This is a genomic window from Mycobacteroides salmoniphilum (assembly GCF_004924335.1).
In the GTDB taxonomy this organism is placed as follows: Bacteria; Actinomycetota; Actinomycetes; order Mycobacteriales; family Mycobacteriaceae; genus Mycobacterium; species Mycobacterium salmoniphilum.
In genome coordinates this window covers 4,642,664-4,659,280 of sequence record NZ_CP024633.1, presented here as the reverse complement: position 1 = coordinate 4,659,280, position 16,617 = coordinate 4,642,664, and the positions used below count along the sequence as shown (strand labels likewise).

Below are 16,617 nucleotides of genomic sequence, written 5' to 3'. Positions count from 1 at the left end.
CTTGAGTGGAAGGGTTCATGCGGCTTTCACCAGACAGGAGGTCTGGGCGCGGTGCCCGTCTGTGGACTGCTCATCTTTGATGCGCCCGTTCACGGTGATCCGACACCCTATGGTGGTGCTATTGCCTTGCGCCACAACACTGGCGATGACAGCCGGTACCGTAGTTTCGATCGTGTACGTCCAGGGCAAACTGGTGAAATCGGCCAGTTGGGGCTGAGCGTTTTTGTCCAGGTAGCTCACCGCGCCCGCGGTGCCGCTGGGACCGTAGATCTCGTATCGCACCTGCTTGATCGTGGATGACACGAGTGGTTCTGCGCTGCTGCCGGTGGCCGAGAATATGGGTTCGGAGCCGAACGCGCCGCGCAGGTGATTCACGGCGACTGTGCCGAGACCTACCGCGCACGCAACCACTATCGCGACCCACGCCCGTTTCAGCGCGCCAACTATCGCCGTGCGCATCGGTCCACCTTTCTGTTGTGGGGCAAATGTTTTGGGTGCCGACATGATTGCCCGGGCAGTCCAATGATAAGACTGACGCTTATTACAAATACCATACCCCCTACGGTATATTCCAACGGTCTCGCGCCCGCCTCAGACTCCTATTGATACCGTAGGGGGTATGGTATAAATGGAATCAGAACGAAGTCGCGAGCTGACACCGTTATGGCCGATGTGCCTGATGTCGGCCCTGTTTCACAGTGATGGGAGATGCCGCATGTCCACAGGCGATGGTTCTGCGCAAAGCGATACGTTCGACGTGAGGATTTGGCTCGACCCGGTGTGCCCGTTCTCGTGGAACACCGCGCGATGGCTGGACACGGTCGCGGACCAATCCGGCCTGCTGGTCGATTGGCAGCTGATGAACCTCGCTGTCCTGAATGAGGGCAGGGAGCTACCCCCCGCGCAACAAGCACGCATGGATGACTCGCGCCAGGTGGGCCGGTTGATGGCCGGCGTCCATCGTGAATTGGGTCAGCGAGGTCTGCACACCGCGTATTTCGCCTTCGGCGAGCTGTATTTCGATGAGTCGGTGCCGGTCGGCGCACGTCTGGTCGATCGGGTATTGGCTGCGGTCGCACCCCAGTGGACGCCACGCGAACCGTTGTCGGACATGTCGCTCGATGCGTTGGTCCGTTCCTCTCACGAGGCCGGGCAGCGGGCGTTGGGAGACGTTGGCGGCAGCCCGCTGTTGCAGGTGAACGGTCGTACCTTCTTCGGCCCAGTCTTGACGGCGTTGCCGGAGCACGACAACGCGCGAGCGCTTTTTGACGCGGTCACCGTGATTGCGGGGGTGCCCGAATTCACCCAGCTGCAGCGTCCGCGCCCGGCGCACTAGAGCCCGCCAATGGTGTGACGGATACGGCACACCACCGTCTGCTCCGGTGCATAGGGGCCTGTTCAGGAAGAGGGAACGCAGAACATGAAGAAGAAGATTGTCATCCTGGGTGCCGGAATCGGCGGTCTGAGCGTGATCAACGAATTCCGCCAGTCTCATGTACCACTCGGTGACCTCGACATCACCATCGTGGACGAACACTTCTCGCACTTTCTGGGATTCACCTTGCCGTGGGTCATGCGAGGCTGGCGCGACGCGGCGAGTGTGCCGATTCGGCCCAGTTCCGATGCATTGTCGGGGATAACCACCGTGACGGGCTCCGTTGCTGGCATCGATCCCAACGCGCGCACCGTAACCCTTTCCGACTCTTCGACTCTGGACTTTGACGCCCTCATTATCGCCACGGGCGCGCGCAATGCTCTCGACAAGATTCCGGGCTTGACTGAAGCGGCCGCCCGAGGTGACGCGGTGCACTACTACGGCGTCGCCGCGGCCGGTGATGCCAGGCGCGCCCTGGAAAACTTCTCAGGAAGCAGGCTTGTCTTCCTGGTGACATCACAGCCGTACCGATGTCCGGTGGCTCCCTATGAGGGCGCCCTCCTAGCCTCGGATTTCTTGAATGACAAGGGCATACGGTCGGATGTCGATATCAGCGTGTACACCCCGGAGAAGCACCCCATGCCCTCGGCCGGTCCCTATGCGGGGCCGCAGCTGGTGCAGTTACTCAGGGACAACGAGGTCATCTTCCATGGTGAACACACCACAGAACGCGTGGACCCCGACGGGAAGGTTGTCGTGTTCAAGGACGGTGCCACAGTGAGTTTCGATTTGTTGGTGTTTGTGCCGCCGCATGAGCCGTCGGTCACCATCGACGGTCCGGAGTGGATCGGCGTCGATGCACAGACCATGCAGACCCCGCACGAGGGCATCTGGGCGATCGGTGATGTCGTGTCGGTGACATCGCCGTCGGGCAGGCCGCTGCCGAAGGCCGCCATCTTTGCCAAGAATGGTGCAAAAGCCGCTGCCCAAAACGTACTTCACTACCTCGAGAGGTCCGACCGGACCGCAGAGCTCTCGGGACTGGGGTACTGCTACCTCGATACCGGTCAGCATCGCGCGGCGCAGGGTAAAGGTGATTTCTTCGCGTTGCCACACCCGACGATCACACTCACCGAACCGTCCACGGGTCAGCATCGCGACAAACAGGAAGAGGAAGCGCAATGGCGTGACATGTGGGAGTCACGTGCCGGTGCTTGATATCTCACGTCAATGGGACCCGGACTCGTACTCGCGGTTATCCGCTGTTGCGCAGCGCGGTGGCCAGACCGCTCATCGTGAGCAGTATGCCGCGCTGCACCAGCTCATCCTGATCGCCAGAACGGTACCGACGCAGCAGCTCAACTTGTAGGTGATTGAGCGGCTCCAGGTAGGGAAAGCGGTTGAACACCGAGCGTGCCAGTGCCGGGTTATCGGCAAGCAGGTCTTCATGCCCGGTGATCAGTTGATGCATGGCGATGGTTCTGTCGTGTTCGGCCACGATCTTGTCGAATACCCGGTGCCGCAGCGCTTCGTCATCGACCAGTTCGGCATAGTGGGCGGCCAATCCCATGTCCGACTTGGCCAGTACCTGGGCCATGTTGGACAGCACCGTTTGAAAGAACGGCCATTGAAGGTAGAGCTGCTGCAATACCTCAAGTCGTCCGTCGCCCTCGGCGATCCACTGTTCGATCGCCGATCCCGTGCCGTACCAGCCGGGCAGCATCACCCGCGATTGGCTCCAGGCCAAAACCCATGGGATAGCGCGCAGGTCGGCGATCGATGTGGTGGGTTTCCGCGACGTGGGCCGGCTGCCGATATTGAGCGCCCCGATCTCGTTGACCGGCGTCGAGGCCTTGAAATACTCGACAAATCCTGGTGTTTCGTGCACCAATTCGCGGTAGGTGCGCTGGGCGCGCGCGGCAAGGTCATCGAGTATTTCGTACGCTGTGCCGGCCGCCTGTCCTAAACCTTCGACGTCCAGCAGTGTCGACTCCAGGGTTGCGGCCAGCAGTGTCTCGAGGTTGCGATGGGCGGCGCGTGGTTCGGCGTACTTGGCGGCGATCACCTCGCCCTGTTCGGTAATACGAAGTGATCCGGACACCGCCCCCGGCGGTTGCGCCAAGATGGCGTCGTAACTCGGACCACCCCCACGGCCCACGGTGCCGCCGCGGCCGTGGAAGAGCCGCAATCGAATTCCGGTCTTGCGTGCGGATTCCACCAAGTCCAGTTCAGCGCGGTACAGGGCCCAGTTGGCCGCCAGGTAGCCGCCATCCTTGTTGGAATCTGAGTACCCGAGCATGACCTCTTGGCTTTCGCCCCGGGATGCCACCAGGGCGCGGTAAAGCGGAAGTTCCAGTGCTGCTTCGAGAATGGCGGAACCGCGTTGCAGGTCGTCAATCGTCTCGAATAGCGGCACGATGCCCACCGGGCAGAATGGCCGTGGTCGTGACGCGTCCAGTAGGCCTGCCTCCTTGAGCAGGATCGCCGCTTCCAGCATGTCCGAAACCGATTGGCACATCGAGATGATGTAGTTGGGAACCGCTTTGGGGCCGTAGGTCTGAACGGCCCGCGCGGCGGCGAAGACGATATCGAGCTCCTTGCGGGCGAGCTCGGAGAGCTCAGCACCTTCGCCGATCAAGGGGCGGCGAGTGCGTAATTCGGTGACGAGCACCTCGATGCGCTCCGGCTCCGACAGCGAGCGATAGTTGGGGTGCACCCCGGCCCACGCGAGTAGCTCGGAAACGACTTCTTCGTGGACGTCCGAGTTCTGTCGCATGTCCAGCCCACTGAGGTGAAAACCGAAGACATGCACAGCTTCGCGTAACACCCGCAGCCGGTCGTCGGCCAACACCACGCTGCCGTGCGCGCGTAACGAAGCGTCCACGATGTCAAGGTCTCTGAGCAGTTCCTCCGGCGCGCGGTATGGGCTCAGCTTCAAATCGAGATCGTGCTCCGGCAGCTGGTCAAGTATCTGCGCAGCGGTCGCGGTGAGACGCGCATGGATGACGCGCAGTGCACGACGGTAGGGCTCGTCTGCGCGCTCGGTCTCGCCACCTTGCTCGGCCAACGTAGACAGGTCAGCAGAAACCGTGACCAGGCGGACCGATAGCGAGAGCTCCTGCTCCAATGCCACTAATTGTTCGAAGTAGTAGGCAATGGCCGTCTGAGCGGCGCTGCTGGTCGCAAGATGCACGACCTCGGCGGTGACGTTGGGATTGCCGTCCCTGTCACCGCCGATCCAGGATCCAGGTCGCAGAATCGGCTCGCTGAGTAGTTGCGTATCCGGCCACCGGCGGCGTAACGCCGTGCGAACCTCGGCGTTGATCTCAGGTATCACCTCGAAGAACGCCGCCTGGTAGTACCGCAGTCCTACCGCGATCTCGTCTTGAATCTTTAGCCGAGACAAACGGATCAATGCTGTCTGCCACAGCGTGAGAATCTGCCGCTGAAGTTCGTTCTCGATATCGCGACCGGTTTCAGTCTGCGTCAGTCCGTGCATCCGAAGTCGCATGAGCTCGGTGACGCGATGCTGGGTATCGAAGACGGTGCGACGGCGGGTTTCCGTCGGGTGGGCAGTAATTACAGGCGAGACCAGCGCCCCGGTCAGCGCGTGCGTGACACGAGTCGAATCTATCTGCGCAGCATCGAGTTTGAGGTACGTGGCGGCGAGACTGCTGTCCTGCGGCGGCGCGCCCGCGTCGACGTGGATGGCGCGACGGCGCTCGCGATGGATATCCTCGGCGACATTGGCCAGCAGCGCGAAATGGGTGAAGGCCCGAATGACGGGGATGGCCTGGTGGATGTCGACGCCGTCGAATAGTTTCGCCAGCTCGGTGCGGTCGATCTCCGATCGGCGCACCCTGAATGACTCCACCCGCGCCCGCTCGACGAGGTCGAAGACCTCGTCCCCGCACTGCTCACGTACCGTGCGGCCCAAGATGGCGCCCAGTAGCCGGATGTCCTCACGCATCGGCTCGGTGGCCTCCCGGCCCACCTGTGTCCGGGTGACGGCGCCTATCGGTGCAAGATCCGTAACCTCAGCCATAGGTCGAGTATCCGTGGCAACGAGGCCGTTCGCACGACGAGCGCCGAGCTACCAGACGCGTATCCAGTCGACGAGCATCTCCGCGGGGTAGGTGCCGCCCCGAGGATCGCCGCCACCGGATCCGGCCACGGCCAGGTTCAGCACGGGGAATGCCTTGTGTCCGGGATTGTTGAACGGCCAGTCCGCCAGGGAGTTGGCGGCGACCTCGAAATAGGGGGCCGCGCCGTCGGTGTAGTCCTTCCAGAACCGGATGCCCTTGTCATCCCACTGGGTGCGCCAGGTGTGCCAGGCGTTGTCGAGGGACAGGTTGTGGGTCTTCCATTCCGAGCCGTTTGCCTTGGCGTGCACGGTGGTTGCGGCCGGCCAGCTGCCGTTGCCGTACCACTCGACGATGTCGATCTCACCGTCCTGGTCACTGCCGAGCCAGAACGCGGGCCACGCGCCCGGGGTCAGGCAGTTGAACTTGATGCGTGCTTCCCAGGTGTAGCCGACACCGAGTTCGGTCGTGCTGTAGATCTTGCCGCCGTAGTAGGTATTGCCTTCTTTTGCGGCCTTGATGACCAGGTTCGAGTTGCCGTCGAGGAAGACGTTCTTGCGATCGTCTCGATACTGGCCGACATTTTCGGGGAGCTCCCAAAGCGTGGGGTCCTTCATGGACTCGCGAGCCTTTGAGATTGCCCACTTGGATCCATCGGGCGCCGACCCGGCTGGTCCGTCGAACTCGTCAACGAAGACGTACTTGCCGGTCGGAGGGGCTGCGGGCGGGTTCTGTGGCATGTGTGGACCAGCGGGCTGCGCCCACGCTTCCGGCATGGAAACCGCCGCTGCCAACATGCCAAGCCCTGAGAACGCCATCATGCGGCGCCGATCCATGTTCACCATCGACGCCGACGATAACAGGATTCGCCAAGCGCGGCCCGGGCGCGCGGACGCGGCTGCTAGGGATGGGCGCGTAGTGAATCGCGATGGGGTGCCAGCATCGAGGGGGTCAGTCCCCGGGTGGCTAGCTCGTCGGGCAGGGGATTGCCGGTGGCGAGCGCGGCACCCACTCGGGCCAGGGCCGGCGCCATCTGGATGCCGTAGCCGCCCTGGCCCGCGTACCAGAAGAAGCCGTCGACATCCGGGTCTTCGCCCACGACCGGGGTGCGGTCGACGGTGAAGGACCGCAGTCCCGCCCAGGCAGAGTTCACGCTCCGGATGCCGAGGGTGGTGGCCTCGTTGATCATCCCGATCGCCCGGGCCATCTCCAGCTCGTCCGGTCGCGGGTCTCCGGGTGGCTGAAGTGTTTCGTCGGCGGGTGAACAGAGGAATTGGGCGCCATCGGGTTTGAAATAGAAGCTGTCTGAGGCATCCAATGTCATGGGAAGCGAGCCGGTCACTTTCTCCTGCGGCGCGGACACCATGAACGCGGTGCGTCGAAGTGGCCGGATTCCCACCGGACGGGCGCCCATGGTGTGCGCGAGTTCATCGCACCATGCCCCGGCGGCGTTCACGACGGTCGCCGCGTCAAAGGCCCGTCCGGAGGAGTCCCGCAGAACCCACCTGTCCTGACGCCGGGTGCTGCTCACGATGGGAGCCGACTTGACGATGATTCCGCCACGACGGCGGAATCCGCGCACATATCCCTGATGCAGCCCATGGACGTCGAGCTCCATCGGCGTGAGGTCGACCGCCGCCGCCCGGATGTGCCCCGGTCGCAGGTAGGGGTTGATCTGCTCGGCGACCGCGCCGTCCACTAGCTCCGTGAGACAACCCTGCCGGGTGGCCTCTCGATGAAATTCTCGAAGCATGTCCGCGTGCGCTTCATCGGCGATGACCAACAGCGGCAAGGACGTCGCGAGTGGAGTCTCGAAACCCTCACGCGGGTCGGTGAAAAAGTCGCGGCTGGCCGCCGTCAACATGCGGATGACGGGATTTCCGTAGTTCTCGATGAAGGTCGCGGCGGACCGTCCGGTCGTGTGGAACGCGAGGGTGGACTCTCGCTCCAGTAGTGCGACGGTGTGATGTTCGGCCAGTTCGTAGGCAATCGATGCGCCCGACATCCCACCTCCGATGACGATGGTGTCGACGGAGAGTCCGGCGTCGATGGATTGGCTCACGTGTCCGAGGGTAGGTCGTGACGGTCGTCGTATTGTCGAGCTGAGTCGCAGGAACACACAGAGTGGGAGGCCACATGGCGATCGCGCTGCCCGGCAACTGGGCCGACAACGTGGCGAACTTGGCCGACTTCTACCGAGACCTGCATCAGCATCCGGAATTGTCGTTCCAAGAACACCGCACCGCGAAGAAGATCCAGGAGATCCTCGCGCCGCTCGGGCTGGAGGTGACGTCGGGTGTCGGCGGCACCGGAGTTGTTGCCGTGCTGCGCAACGGAACCGGCCCGGTGGTGTGGTTGCGAGCCGACTTCGACGCACTCCCGGTACAGGAGCAGACCGGTCTTCCCTATGCGAGCACCGCGCGTGCCACCAATCCTGACGGCAGGGACGTTCCGGTCATGCATGCCTGCGGGCACGATATGCACGTCACCGCGCTGGTGGGCGCCCTTCGGTTGCTCAATGAACTCAAGAAGCAATGGTCGGGAACGGTGGTCGCAGTCTTTCAACCCGCCGAGGAAGTGGGCGGCGGTGCGAAGGCGATGATCGCCGACGGCATCCTCGACCGGTTCCCCAAGCCCGAGGTCGTTCTCGGTCAGCACGTCGGGCCGCTGCCGGCGGGGATGATCGCGTACAAGACGGGCACGGCGCTTGCGGCCTCGGATTCTCTCAGGGTGCAGCTGTTCGGGCGGGGTGGGCATGGCTCGCAACCGGAATCAACCATCGATCCGGTGGTGATGGCCTCGAATGTGGTGCAGCGGCTGCAGACCATCGTGTCGCGCGAGCTGTCGCCGTTCGAGCCCGCGGTGGTTACCGTCGGATACCTGCATGCCGGGGCGAAGGACAACATCATCCCCGACGACGCAGAACTCGGCATCAACGTCCGCACTTTCACCGAGGACGTCCGCACAAAGACGTTGGCTTCCATCACCCGGATCGCGCAGGCCGAGTCGACGGCCTCGGGTGCCGACAAGGAGCCGGCGGTGACCTCGATGCACACCTTCCCGGTCACCGTCGTCGACGATGCCGCGATGCAGGCGATCGCGGCGGTGTTCCGTGAGTACTTCGGTGCCGACCGGGTGATCGAATCTCCGAATCCGCTGGCCGGCAGCGAGGATGTCGGATTCTTCGGCACCACCGCCGGTGTTCCCACCGCATTCTGGTTTTGGGGCGGGTACACGCAGCAGCGCTTCGACGATGCCGCGGCGGCCGGAAAGCCGGTGCCGTCCAACCATTCCCCGGAGTTCGCGCCGGTCCTGGAACCCACGCTCACTACCGGGATCGAGGCGCTCACCGTGGCGGCATTGTCACGGCTGAACGCTAGGGCGTGATCAGGCCCAGCATCCGGGCGCGCTCCAGGATGATTCGGGCGCGGTTCAGTCGGGGCAGATCGCTTCCGTCTTGGGGCTTTCCCCCGTGACTGTTGAACTGTTCGACGAAGTCCCGTGCCCACGACACATCCTCGTCGGACGGGCTAAGCCCCTTGTTGATGGTCTCGGCGTCGGCCGAGTGGAGCGCCAATTTTCCCGTCATACCCATCTGACGAGTCAGTGCGACACCCTCGGCCAACTCGGCCGGGTCACGGGTCGGTCCGTCGATTGGCCCCGGAATGTGTGCGGCGCGCGAGGCGACCACAAGCTGAGATCGGCTGTACGCCAGGGCTAACGGGTCTTGATCGACCCCGATATCGAGCGTGTAGTCGTTGACGCCGAAGGCGATGCGAAAGCAGGGGCGGGCCGCCGCGATGTCATGTACACGGGAAAGACCGCGTGCGGTCTCGATCAGCGCGATTACGGGAGTTTCGCCGCCGAGGCGATTTGCTGTGTCCCACATGTGGTTTCCGCCCTCGGTCTTGGCGAGTACCACGCCCTTGAGCCCACGGGCGTCGGCGAGAGTCCGGCAGTCGGCCGACCAGAACTCGCTGGACGCGTCGTTGACGCGCACCCAAGCCTGCCCGCCGGAGTTGAGGTATTCCATGACGCGTTCGCGAGCCGGCTGCTTCTCATTCGGTGCGACGGCGTCTTCCAGATCCAGGATCACCTCGTCGGCATTCGTGGACGTGACGGCGGTGTTGAGGTCAGGCTTCCGCGAGGGGTTCACTAAAAGCCACGAGCGCGAGACCTTCGAGTTCACGGACACCTCACCAGTATTTCGCAGAGCTCCGCCGTTACCGCGGGATTCGGCTCAGCCAGTTGGATTCCCCGTCGACGGGTTGGTTGTCGATCACGACCATGGGTACACCGGACTTGGGGAAGGCCCGCAGTAGCGGAAGATTGTTCGCCGCGATGACGCGGGCGTCAAAGGGAACCGGCAGGCCCACCCTGATGAGGTCCTGCGCACTTTGAGGAGCATTGACGTGGTTGGCTAGCTCCGCCAGCTGGTCGTTGCTCAGGTCCGTGTCCCCTTCTTCCTCGGGCTGCTGATCCTTCGCGTAGAACCGCTGGATGAAGCGCCAGGTCGTATCACTTGACCGTGACTGGTCGGCCACGACGAACGCCGCATAGATCGCGCGACTGTCGTAGCTGCCGCTGGCCGAGTATTTGTCGAGGAAGTCCACGAACCTGAGGTTGATGTGCAGCTTCCCGGATTCGAGGCGCCGCCCGATCTCGTCGCCCTGGCTTTGAACCATCTTTCCGCTGTAGGGGCACAGCGGATCCAAGTACAGATCGATCTGCCCGGGAGCCGCCGGATCGCCGAGGGAGAGGACGTCTCCGGCGGGTGAGGCATCGGCCGCGTGCGCCAGTCCGGGGTTGGGGCCCCAGACCAGAACCGCGATGAGTAGACCGATGATCGTCGCGAAGCGTTTCACAGCATGCATCGGTCCATCATCGCGTAAGCGGCTACACCTTCCGGTTCTCGGACTTGATCAGCCAGGCCAGCTTCTCCAGGCCGTCGATGAGCTGGTGCAGGATGTCGGCGGTGGTCGGGTCTTCGTCGTCCACCGGATCATGTACCGCGCGCACTGTCTTCACCGTGGCGTAGATGCGGGTGGTGATCAGATCGACGACGTCGCCGGTGCTGCGCTCGTAGGGCGGGAACTCCGGCAGCGTCGTGCTGGCCGCAACCGTGTCCGAACGGCCATCGGGCAGTGCGTCGAGTGCACGCATCCGCTCGGCGACGGTGTCGCTGGACTGGCGGGCGAAGTCCACCAGCTCGTCGAGCTGCAGGTGCATATCGCGGAAGTTACTTCCCACGACGTTCCAGTGCGCCTGCTTGCCCTGCAGGTGAAGCTCGATTAGATCGACCAGGACTTGTTGCAGGTGGCCGGTCAGTTCGGGCGATGCTTGGAAGTTGGAGACATCGGATTCGGGGGTGCGGGCTGTAGTACTCATGCTTAATACAATCCCATCTAATCTGGATCTATTCCAGATTAGATGGGAGACGTCATACGTCGATGCGTGAGCCCATGATGACCGTGCGGTCCCTGGGCAGTCCGAAATACTCGGCGGCGTCGGCGGTGATATGCGATGTGGCGAGGAACAGCTGCTTGCGCCACCGAGCCATCGTCGGTTCCGTGCCCCTGCCCAGTTCCAGTTTCGAGAGGAAGTACGTGGCCTCGTCGATCGGGATGGCTTGTCCCTCGGTCTGCGCGGGGTCCAGTAGTCCCAGTGCGTGGGGGACGTTTGGGGTCTCCATGTATCCGAATCGTGCCGTGACGTGAATGATCCCGTCTTCGGCGTATCCGAGATTGTCGATGCTCGTCCGGGCGGCGTCTTCCACACGGGGCACCGGCGATGTCTCGATCGACAGAATGACGACGTGCTCATGCAGCACATGGTTGTGTTCGACGTTGGCGCGCATCGCGAGTGGCGTGGTGTCCTTGCTCCGGTTGAGGAACACCGCGGTTCCGGGCACCCGCACCACGTGCGTGGCGCCCGCGTTGAGGCGGTCGACGAATGCGCGCAGTGGGCCTTCGGCCTGTTCACGGGCGGGCGTCACGATGGTGCGGCCACGCTCCCATGTCGTCATCACCGTGAACGCGGTCAACGCGATCAAGAGCGGCAGCCAGGCCCCATGAACCAGCTTGGTCATGTTCGCCGCCAGGAACAGCAGGTCGATGGTCAGCAGCGCGCCCGCGCCGAGCAGCAGCAGCCAGAGCGGGGTATTCCAGCGGATGCGGGCGACATAGAAGAACAGCAGGGTCGTGATCGTGATGGTGCCGGTCACCGCCATGCCGAAGGCGTACGCCAGCGCGGCCGAGGATTGGAACGCGAACACCAGCGTCAGTACGGAGACCATCAGCACCCAATTGATCCACGGCACGTAAATCTGGCCGATCGTGGATTCCGAGGTGTGGGTAATCCGCAACCGCGGCAGGTAACCGAGCTGAACTGCTTGCGATGCCACCGAGTACGCACCGGTGATCACCGACTGCGAGGCGATCACCGTCGCCGCGGTGGCGAGCAGCACGATCGGCAAGCGGGCCCACTCGGGCGTCAACAAGAAGAACGGTGCGCTGATGGCGGATTGATCGCCCAGGATCAGGGCGCCCTGACCGAAGTAGCTCAAGGTCAGTGCGGGCAGCGCCAGGCCGAGCCACCCATAGGTGATGGCCTTGCGTCCGAAGTGCCCCATATCGGCGTACAGCGCCTCGGCACCCGTCACCGAGAGCACCACTGCCGCGAGTGCGAAGAAGGCGATGTGAAAATGCCCGACCATGAAACCGATTGCGTAGGTGGGTGAGAGTGCCCGGAGGATCTCCGGATGCGCGGCGATGCCGGTGATTCCGCAGGTGCCGATCGCCAGGAACCACAGAATCATGACCGGCCCGAAGAACCGCCCGATGAGGGCGGTGCCATGGCGTTGCACGGCGAATAAGGCGACGATGATCACCGCGGTGATGGGGACGATCCACGCCTCCAGATCCGGCTGGACGACCTTCACGCCCTCGACGGCCGAGAGTACGGAGATAGCAGGGGTGATCATGCTGTCTCCGAAAAACAGAGCGGCGCCGAAGAGTCCGGCGCCGGCCAGCACTAAGGCACCGCGACGTCCTTGCTTACCGCCCCAGCGCGTCAACAGCGTGATGAGCGCCATGATGCCGCCCTCGCCGTCATTGTCGGCGCGCATGACCAGGGTGACGTACGTGAACGTCACGATTGCCATCACCGACCAAAAAATCAGCGACACAATGCCATAGACATTGTCGGTACTCACCGGCACGGGGTGCGGATCAGCCGGGTTGAAGACCGTCTGAATGGTGTAGATCGGGCTCGTTCCGATATCGCCGAACACCACCCCGAGCGCGCCGACGATGACCGCAAGGCGCACGGTGTTCGACGCAGTGGCGGAGCTGGGTGGAGACGCGGTCGCAGAGTCGTGTTGCACGGTGCGGTTCTCGTTTCTGCTTCGCCCACCGTGCCGTCCGGTGTGGCTGGTGATAGGGCAGCCAGATATTAGCTCGATTGCGAGCCGCTGGCCCTCTGATAGGCGGCCGTCAGCTCGGCGAGAACGCCGTTGACGGTTTGGCGCTGCCTATGTAGATGCGTGGTGCGTAGGTCATCGATGAACCGCTCCCATAGAGGCGGCCCGCCCGCTGCCAGTAGCTCGGCACGCACGGAAAGCTCTCGTGAGGCGGGCAACCACCGCGCGCCCCAGGCGCCGAGGTGGGCCATCAATGGGACAAGCTGAATTGCGGCCTCGGTGAGGTGGTACTCCACCTTCTGAAGGTGCGTGGGGTCATCGTCACGTGTGAGTAGTCCGGCGTCGACCAGCTTGGCCAGCCGACTGGCGAGGGTGTTCGAGGCGATGCCTTCTTCCGAGGCGGTCAGTAGCTCGCGGAAATGGGTATTCCCACTAAACATTATGTCGCGCAAGACAATCAGGCTCCATCTGTCCCCCAACAGCTCCATGGTCAGATTGATCGGACAGCCCGATTTGCCCGGTGCCACGGGCAGCCGGCCCACGCCGACTGGTTGCGTCATGCAATCAGTCTAGGGTAGTTTTTGAAACCGATTGCAGATTGCAACCGGAAGGTGTCTCGGAATGACTCAGCTTGTCCGCGTCCAGTGCTTCAGTGTCACCGCCGACGGATACGGCGCGGGTGAGGGGCAATCCAAGGAACGGCCCTTCGGGCATGCCGATCCCTCCAAGCTCATGGCGTGGGCCGGTGCCACCGCCAGCTGGGTCAATCGCACCGATGCCGGCGGTACCCGTGGGCTCGATGACTATTTCACTCGGGACTGGGCGCGAAACATCGGGGCGGAGATTATGGGGCGCAACAAGTTCGGCCCGGTGCGCGGTCCCTGGGAGAACGAGAACTGGCAAGGATGGTGGGGCGACGAGCCGCCCTTCCGTACTCCGGTCTTCGTGCTCACGCACCACGACCGGCCTTCGTTCAGCCTGGGCGACACTACCTTTCATTTCCTCAATGCCACACCGCAGGAGGCATTGGCGCACGCGTTTGAGGCCGCCGATGGAAAAGACGTGCGAATTGGTGGGGGAGTGGCAACCGTACGCGCATTCCTGGGCGCCGGGCTCATCGACACCCTGCACGTCGCGGTCGCACCGGTGCATATCGGACGCGGTGAGCGGCTGTGGGACAGCCCCGATGAGCTCACCGACCGCTATCACCTGGAGAAGGTTCCGGCGGCTAGTGGTGTTGTGCACCATCTCTTTTGGCGCCGTTGACAGTCGGCATCGACAGTTCGGCACCGCTGCTCGTGTATAGAGCGATGTCTATACGGGTGACCAATCCGTCGCGGATGTCCATCCGGATGATGGAGAAGGGATGGCCGCCGGGGGCGATGACCGCGCCCGGCTGCCCGTCGACGAGAAGCGATGCTGCCACGGCGATGCGGTCGATGAACGTGCGGGTCTCCTCGGCGACAGCTCGGGCGCCGCGCACGAGCGTCGCCGCACCACGGGGGATGAGGGCGCGGTCGACCGTCCGGATCACATCCGGTGCCATCAGCGTGATCAGTCGCTCGATATCGCCGCCGCGGGCCGCCGACAGGAAGGCGTCGACGATCTCCAGTTGGTTCTCGACATCGCGGGCACTCGCGGGGTCTGCGCCGCTGAGCCGCAATCGCGCCCTGCTGGCGAGCTTCTTAGCGGAAACGACGGTCGTATCGAGTACCGCGGCGACGTCTTCGAACGGCACGGCAAACAGGTCGTGCAGGACGTAGGCCACTCGCTGCTTGGGTGACAGTTCGTCGAGCAGCACGAGCATCGCGCGTGAAACCTGCTCGCGCCGTAAGAGATCCTCGTCGGCGGCGAGCTGACTGCCCGGGATGTGTGCGGCAGTCAGGGGAATCTCGCCGCGGCGTTCGCGTGCCCTGAGCCGATCGAGGCAGAGCCGGGCAGCGACGGTGGTAAGCCACCCGTCGAGATTGTCCACCTGATTCAGGTCGGCGGACTGCGCCCGAATCCAGGCGGCCTGCACCGCGTCCTCCGCGTCGTGGTGTGAGCCCAGGATTCGGTGGGCCACGGACAGCAGCCGCGGCCGCGCTGCCGCGAAGTTTTCGATGAGATCCACGAGAGAGGTCACCTTTCCGTCATGTCGGTCGTCAAGAGGGGTGAGGTCAACGAAACCGACGAGATAGGAGGCGCATATGAGCGTACAGATGGTCCGATTCAGCACAGATCCCGAACGGGCGCACGAGGTGGAGGAAGCGATCGCGGCGCTGTTCACGGCGGTGCGCGAGGCCGCCCCGGCGGGCATGACGTACACGGCGGGCAGGGTCGGCGACGGTCCCGACTTCGTGTTCCTACTACAGCTCGTCGACGGTCGGGATAACCCGCTCCTGGGTATCCCGGATGCGCTCGACTTCCGCGCCAAGCTCGCGGGATGGGCCGCTGAACCTGTGGCACCGCGCCCCTTCACCGTGCTGGGAAGGTATGAGGGCTGATGGCAATACTCGAGGTTGGACTGTTGGTCACGACGGTTCTGTGCATCATCGCCAATGGACTCGAGGTGGCGGCCAAGGTGGTCAAGGCACAGTTTGTGGTGCAGAACTGCGGTGAGGTCGGATTGGCACCGCGATGGCTTCCCTACCTCGCGGTAATCGAAGGCGCTGGGGTGGTGGGTCTTGTCATCGGTCTTGCCGGGGTGCGTCCGATCGGCCTCGCAGCGGCAATTGGCTTGGTGGCCTTCTTCATTGGCGCGGTGGTCGCGCATGTCCGTAGCAATGTGCTGCACAACATCGCGTTTCCGGGCGTGTTCCTGGCGCTCGCGGCGGGATCCGTGGCCTACTTCGTGCTGCCGACTGGTTAGGGCCGTTGCCGGCCTCCCGATCATCGGTGCAGTCGGTGTGTACTGGCGATGATCGCATCGCAGAGTGCCTGCTCGGGTTCGGACAGCACGCTGCGGCGCCGTAGCAGCACGAACTCCAGCTCGCCCAGGTCGGGCAGGCTGTCATCGCTGACCCTGGTAAGGCCTTCGGGTAAAAGCGATTCCGCATGCGCGATGACACCCATACCCGCGAGGGCTGCCGCCCGCAGGCCCAGTTGGCTGTCGCTGACGCATGAGATGCGCCACGTCCGGCCCTCCCGCTCGAGTGCTCGCAGCGCGGCGTGCCGAGTCAGGCTCGGCGGGGGATAGGTGACGATGGGCACCGGGTCGCGCACGTCCTGTGTGTTGGGCCGCCCCGCCCACACCAGCCTGTCGCGCCACAACAACTCGCCATGCTTCTCACCCGGCAGGCGCTTGGCCACCATGAGGTCGAGCTCGCCTGCGGTCATGCGTGTTTTGAGGTATTCACTCAGTCCGACGACGAGTTCCAGATCCACGCCCGGATGCGAGTCCTGGAACTCGACAAGGACATCGGGCAGCTCGCGCGCCACCAGGTCATCGGAGGCGCCGAGCCGGATGAGTCCGGTCAGTTCCGAACTCGCGAAGTAGCGGTCGGCCTGGGTGTGGGCGTCCAGGATCGAGCGGGCGAACCCGACCATCGCGGCGCCGTCAGCGGTCAGCGCCAGATTGCGGGTATCGCGTCGGAACAGCTCTCGGCCGGTGGACTGTTCCAACCGCGCGATATGTCCGCTCACCGTGGACTGGCGTAGCCCGAGAATGCGACCCGCAGCGGTAAAACCACCTGCGCGTTCAACTGTCAGAAAAGTTCGCAACAGCTCTGGGTCCAACACGTCCATCACGATACTCGTTC

17 protein-coding genes are annotated in these 16,617 nt (G+C 63.6%); 6 read left to right on the top strand and 11 right to left on the bottom strand.

Features of this window, described 5'->3' with window-relative positions; genetic code table 11:
- Nucleotides 1-15: 15 nt before the first annotated feature.
- Nucleotides 16-459, bottom strand: coding sequence for an MmpS family transport accessory protein (locus DSM43276_RS22855; RefSeq protein ID WP_078328650.1), 444 nt, complete (start codon nucleotides 457-459; stop codon nucleotides 16-18).
- 256 nt (nucleotides 460-715) lie between these two features.
- On the opposite strand from DSM43276_RS22855, the gene DSM43276_RS22850 reads away from it, so the two are divergent.
- Together DSM43276_RS22850 and DSM43276_RS22845 are read left to right on the top strand one after the other, a co-directional pair.
- Nucleotides 716-1,336, top strand: a complete 621-nt coding sequence (locus tag DSM43276_RS22850; RefSeq protein WP_078328647.1) for a mycothiol-dependent nitroreductase Rv2466c family protein — start codon at nucleotides 716-718, stop codon at nucleotides 1,334-1,336.
- 84 nt (nucleotides 1,337-1,420) lie between these two features.
- Complete coding sequence (locus tag DSM43276_RS22845) at nucleotides 1,421-2,593, top strand: NAD(P)/FAD-dependent oxidoreductase (RefSeq protein ID WP_078328645.1); 1,173 nt, start codon at nucleotides 1,421-1,423, stop codon at nucleotides 2,591-2,593.
- A gap of 37 nt (nucleotides 2,594-2,630) precedes the next feature.
- Here DSM43276_RS22845 and ppc read toward each other — a convergent pair whose 3' ends face one another.
- The 3 genes from ppc to DSM43276_RS22830 are packed head-to-tail and all read right to left on the bottom strand — an operon-like array spanning nucleotide 2,631 to nucleotide 7,519.
- On the bottom strand, nucleotides 2,631-5,420 hold the full coding sequence (gene ppc, locus DSM43276_RS22840) for a phosphoenolpyruvate carboxylase (protein ID WP_078328644.1): 2,790 nt from the start codon (nucleotides 5,418-5,420) through the stop codon (nucleotides 2,631-2,633).
- A 48-nt stretch (nucleotides 5,421-5,468) separates the two neighbouring features.
- Nucleotides 5,469-6,302 carry a glycoside hydrolase family 16 protein gene (locus tag DSM43276_RS22835; protein WP_078325753.1) on the bottom strand — a complete coding sequence of 278 codons (834 nt, stop codon included), beginning with the start codon at nucleotides 6,300-6,302 and terminating at the stop codon, nucleotides 5,469-5,471.
- A gap of 56 nt (nucleotides 6,303-6,358) precedes the next feature.
- A complete protein-coding gene (locus DSM43276_RS22830) occupies nucleotides 6,359-7,519 on the bottom strand; it encodes an NAD(P)/FAD-dependent oxidoreductase (RefSeq protein WP_412458637.1) in 1,161 nt (386 codons plus the stop codon).
- 74 nt (nucleotides 7,520-7,593) lie between these two features.
- Between DSM43276_RS22830 and DSM43276_RS22825 the strand changes: the two genes are divergently transcribed.
- Nucleotides 7,594-8,844 carry a M20 family metallopeptidase gene (locus DSM43276_RS22825; RefSeq protein WP_078328766.1) on the top strand — a complete coding sequence of 417 codons (1,251 nt, stop codon included), beginning with the start codon at nucleotides 7,594-7,596 and terminating at the stop codon, nucleotides 8,842-8,844.
- Here DSM43276_RS22825 and DSM43276_RS22820 read toward each other — a convergent pair.
- From DSM43276_RS22820 to DSM43276_RS22800, 5 genes are all read right to left on the bottom strand, one after another.
- Nucleotides 8,834-9,646 (bottom strand): HpcH/HpaI aldolase/citrate lyase family protein, encoded by an 813-nt coding sequence (locus DSM43276_RS22820; RefSeq protein ID WP_078328767.1) that lies wholly within the window; start codon nucleotides 9,644-9,646, stop codon nucleotides 8,834-8,836. The genes DSM43276_RS22825 and DSM43276_RS22820 overlap by 11 nt on opposite strands.
- 34 nt (nucleotides 9,647-9,680) lie before the next feature.
- A complete protein-coding gene (locus DSM43276_RS22815; RefSeq protein ID WP_136629148.1) occupies nucleotides 9,681-10,331 on the bottom strand; it encodes a DsbA family protein in 651 nt (216 codons plus the stop codon).
- Nucleotides 10,332-10,353: 22 nt separating this feature from the next.
- The gene (locus tag DSM43276_RS22810) at nucleotides 10,354-10,845 is read right to left on the bottom strand and encodes a Dps family protein (RefSeq protein WP_078328574.1); all 492 of its coding nucleotides are present in this window, start codon (nucleotides 10,843-10,845) and stop codon (nucleotides 10,354-10,356) included.
- 52 nt (nucleotides 10,846-10,897) lie between these two features.
- Nucleotides 10,898-12,841 carry a potassium transporter Kup gene (locus tag DSM43276_RS22805; protein ID WP_412458635.1) on the bottom strand — a complete coding sequence of 648 codons (1,944 nt, stop codon included), beginning with the start codon at nucleotides 12,839-12,841 and terminating at the stop codon, nucleotides 10,898-10,900.
- 68 nt (nucleotides 12,842-12,909) lie between these two features.
- Entirely contained in the window at nucleotides 12,910-13,437 is a 528-nt protein-coding gene (locus DSM43276_RS22800; protein ID WP_078328573.1) for a winged helix-turn-helix transcriptional regulator, read from the bottom strand.
- A 61-nt stretch (nucleotides 13,438-13,498) separates the two neighbouring features.
- On the opposite strand from DSM43276_RS22800, the gene DSM43276_RS22795 reads away from it, so the two are divergent.
- Complete coding sequence (locus DSM43276_RS22795; RefSeq protein ID WP_078328572.1) at nucleotides 13,499-14,143, top strand: dihydrofolate reductase family protein; 645 nt, start codon at nucleotides 13,499-13,501, stop codon at nucleotides 14,141-14,143.
- Here DSM43276_RS22795 and DSM43276_RS22790 read toward each other — a convergent pair.
- Nucleotides 14,106-14,990, bottom strand: a complete 885-nt coding sequence (locus DSM43276_RS22790; RefSeq protein WP_078328570.1) for a sigma-70 family RNA polymerase sigma factor — start codon at nucleotides 14,988-14,990, stop codon at nucleotides 14,106-14,108. The genes DSM43276_RS22795 and DSM43276_RS22790 overlap by 38 nt on opposite strands.
- 76 nt (nucleotides 14,991-15,066) lie before the next feature.
- On the opposite strand from DSM43276_RS22790, the gene DSM43276_RS22785 reads away from it, so the two are divergent.
- Together DSM43276_RS22785 and DSM43276_RS22780 are read left to right on the top strand one after the other, a co-directional pair.
- On the top strand, nucleotides 15,067-15,363 hold the full coding sequence (locus DSM43276_RS22785) for a hypothetical protein (protein WP_078328569.1): 297 nt from the start codon (nucleotides 15,067-15,069) through the stop codon (nucleotides 15,361-15,363).
- The gene (locus DSM43276_RS22780) at nucleotides 15,363-15,728 is read left to right on the top strand and encodes a DoxX family protein (RefSeq protein ID WP_078328568.1); all 366 of its coding nucleotides are present in this window, start codon (nucleotides 15,363-15,365) and stop codon (nucleotides 15,726-15,728) included. Before DSM43276_RS22785 ends, DSM43276_RS22780 begins: the two co-directional genes overlap by 1 nt.
- Before the next feature lie 20 nt (nucleotides 15,729-15,748).
- On the opposite strand, the gene DSM43276_RS22775 is transcribed toward DSM43276_RS22780, so the two are convergent.
- Entirely contained in the window at nucleotides 15,749-16,603 is an 855-nt protein-coding gene (locus DSM43276_RS22775) for a LysR substrate-binding domain-containing protein (RefSeq protein ID WP_078328566.1), read from the bottom strand.
- Nucleotides 16,604-16,617 lie beyond the last annotated feature (14 nt).

Excerpts from the sequence above, each read along its gene's own strand:
- DSM43276_RS22780 (WP_078328568.1), top strand. The coding sequence starts at position 15,363 with ATGGCAATACTCGAGGTTGGACTGTTGGTCACGACGGTTCTGTGCATC.
- DSM43276_RS22795 (WP_078328572.1), top strand. The coding sequence starts at position 13,499 with ATGACTCAGCTTGTCCGCGTCCAGTGCTTCAGTGTCACCGCCGACGGA.
- DSM43276_RS22810 (WP_078328574.1), bottom strand. The coding sequence starts at position 10,845 with ATGAGTACTACAGCCCGCACCCCCGAATCCGATGTCTCCAACTTCCAA.
- DSM43276_RS22835 (WP_078325753.1), bottom strand. The coding sequence starts at position 6,302 with ATGGTGAACATGGATCGGCGCCGCATGATGGCGTTCTCAGGGCTTGGC.
- DSM43276_RS22800 (WP_078328573.1), bottom strand. The coding sequence starts at position 13,437 with ATGACGCAACCAGTCGGCGTGGGCCGGCTGCCCGTGGCACCGGGCAAA.
- DSM43276_RS22785 (WP_078328569.1), top strand. The coding sequence starts at position 15,067 with ATGAGCGTACAGATGGTCCGATTCAGCACAGATCCCGAACGGGCGCAC.
- ppc (WP_078328644.1), bottom strand. The coding sequence starts at position 5,420 with ATGGCTGAGGTTACGGATCTTGCACCGATAGGCGCCGTCACCCGGACA.
- DSM43276_RS22815 (WP_136629148.1), bottom strand. The coding sequence starts at position 10,331 with ATGCATGCTGTGAAACGCTTCGCGACGATCATCGGTCTACTCATCGCG.
- DSM43276_RS22850 (WP_078328647.1), top strand. The coding sequence starts at position 716 with ATGTCCACAGGCGATGGTTCTGCGCAAAGCGATACGTTCGACGTGAGG.
- DSM43276_RS22845 (WP_078328645.1), top strand. The coding sequence starts at position 1,421 with ATGAAGAAGAAGATTGTCATCCTGGGTGCCGGAATCGGCGGTCTGAGC.
- DSM43276_RS22855 (WP_078328650.1), bottom strand. The coding sequence starts at position 459 with ATGCGCACGGCGATAGTTGGCGCGCTGAAACGGGCGTGGGTCGCGATA.
- DSM43276_RS22775 (WP_078328566.1), bottom strand. The coding sequence starts at position 16,603 with ATGGACGTGTTGGACCCAGAGCTGTTGCGAACTTTTCTGACAGTTGAA.
- DSM43276_RS22825 (WP_078328766.1), top strand. The coding sequence starts at position 7,594 with ATGGCGATCGCGCTGCCCGGCAACTGGGCCGACAACGTGGCGAACTTG.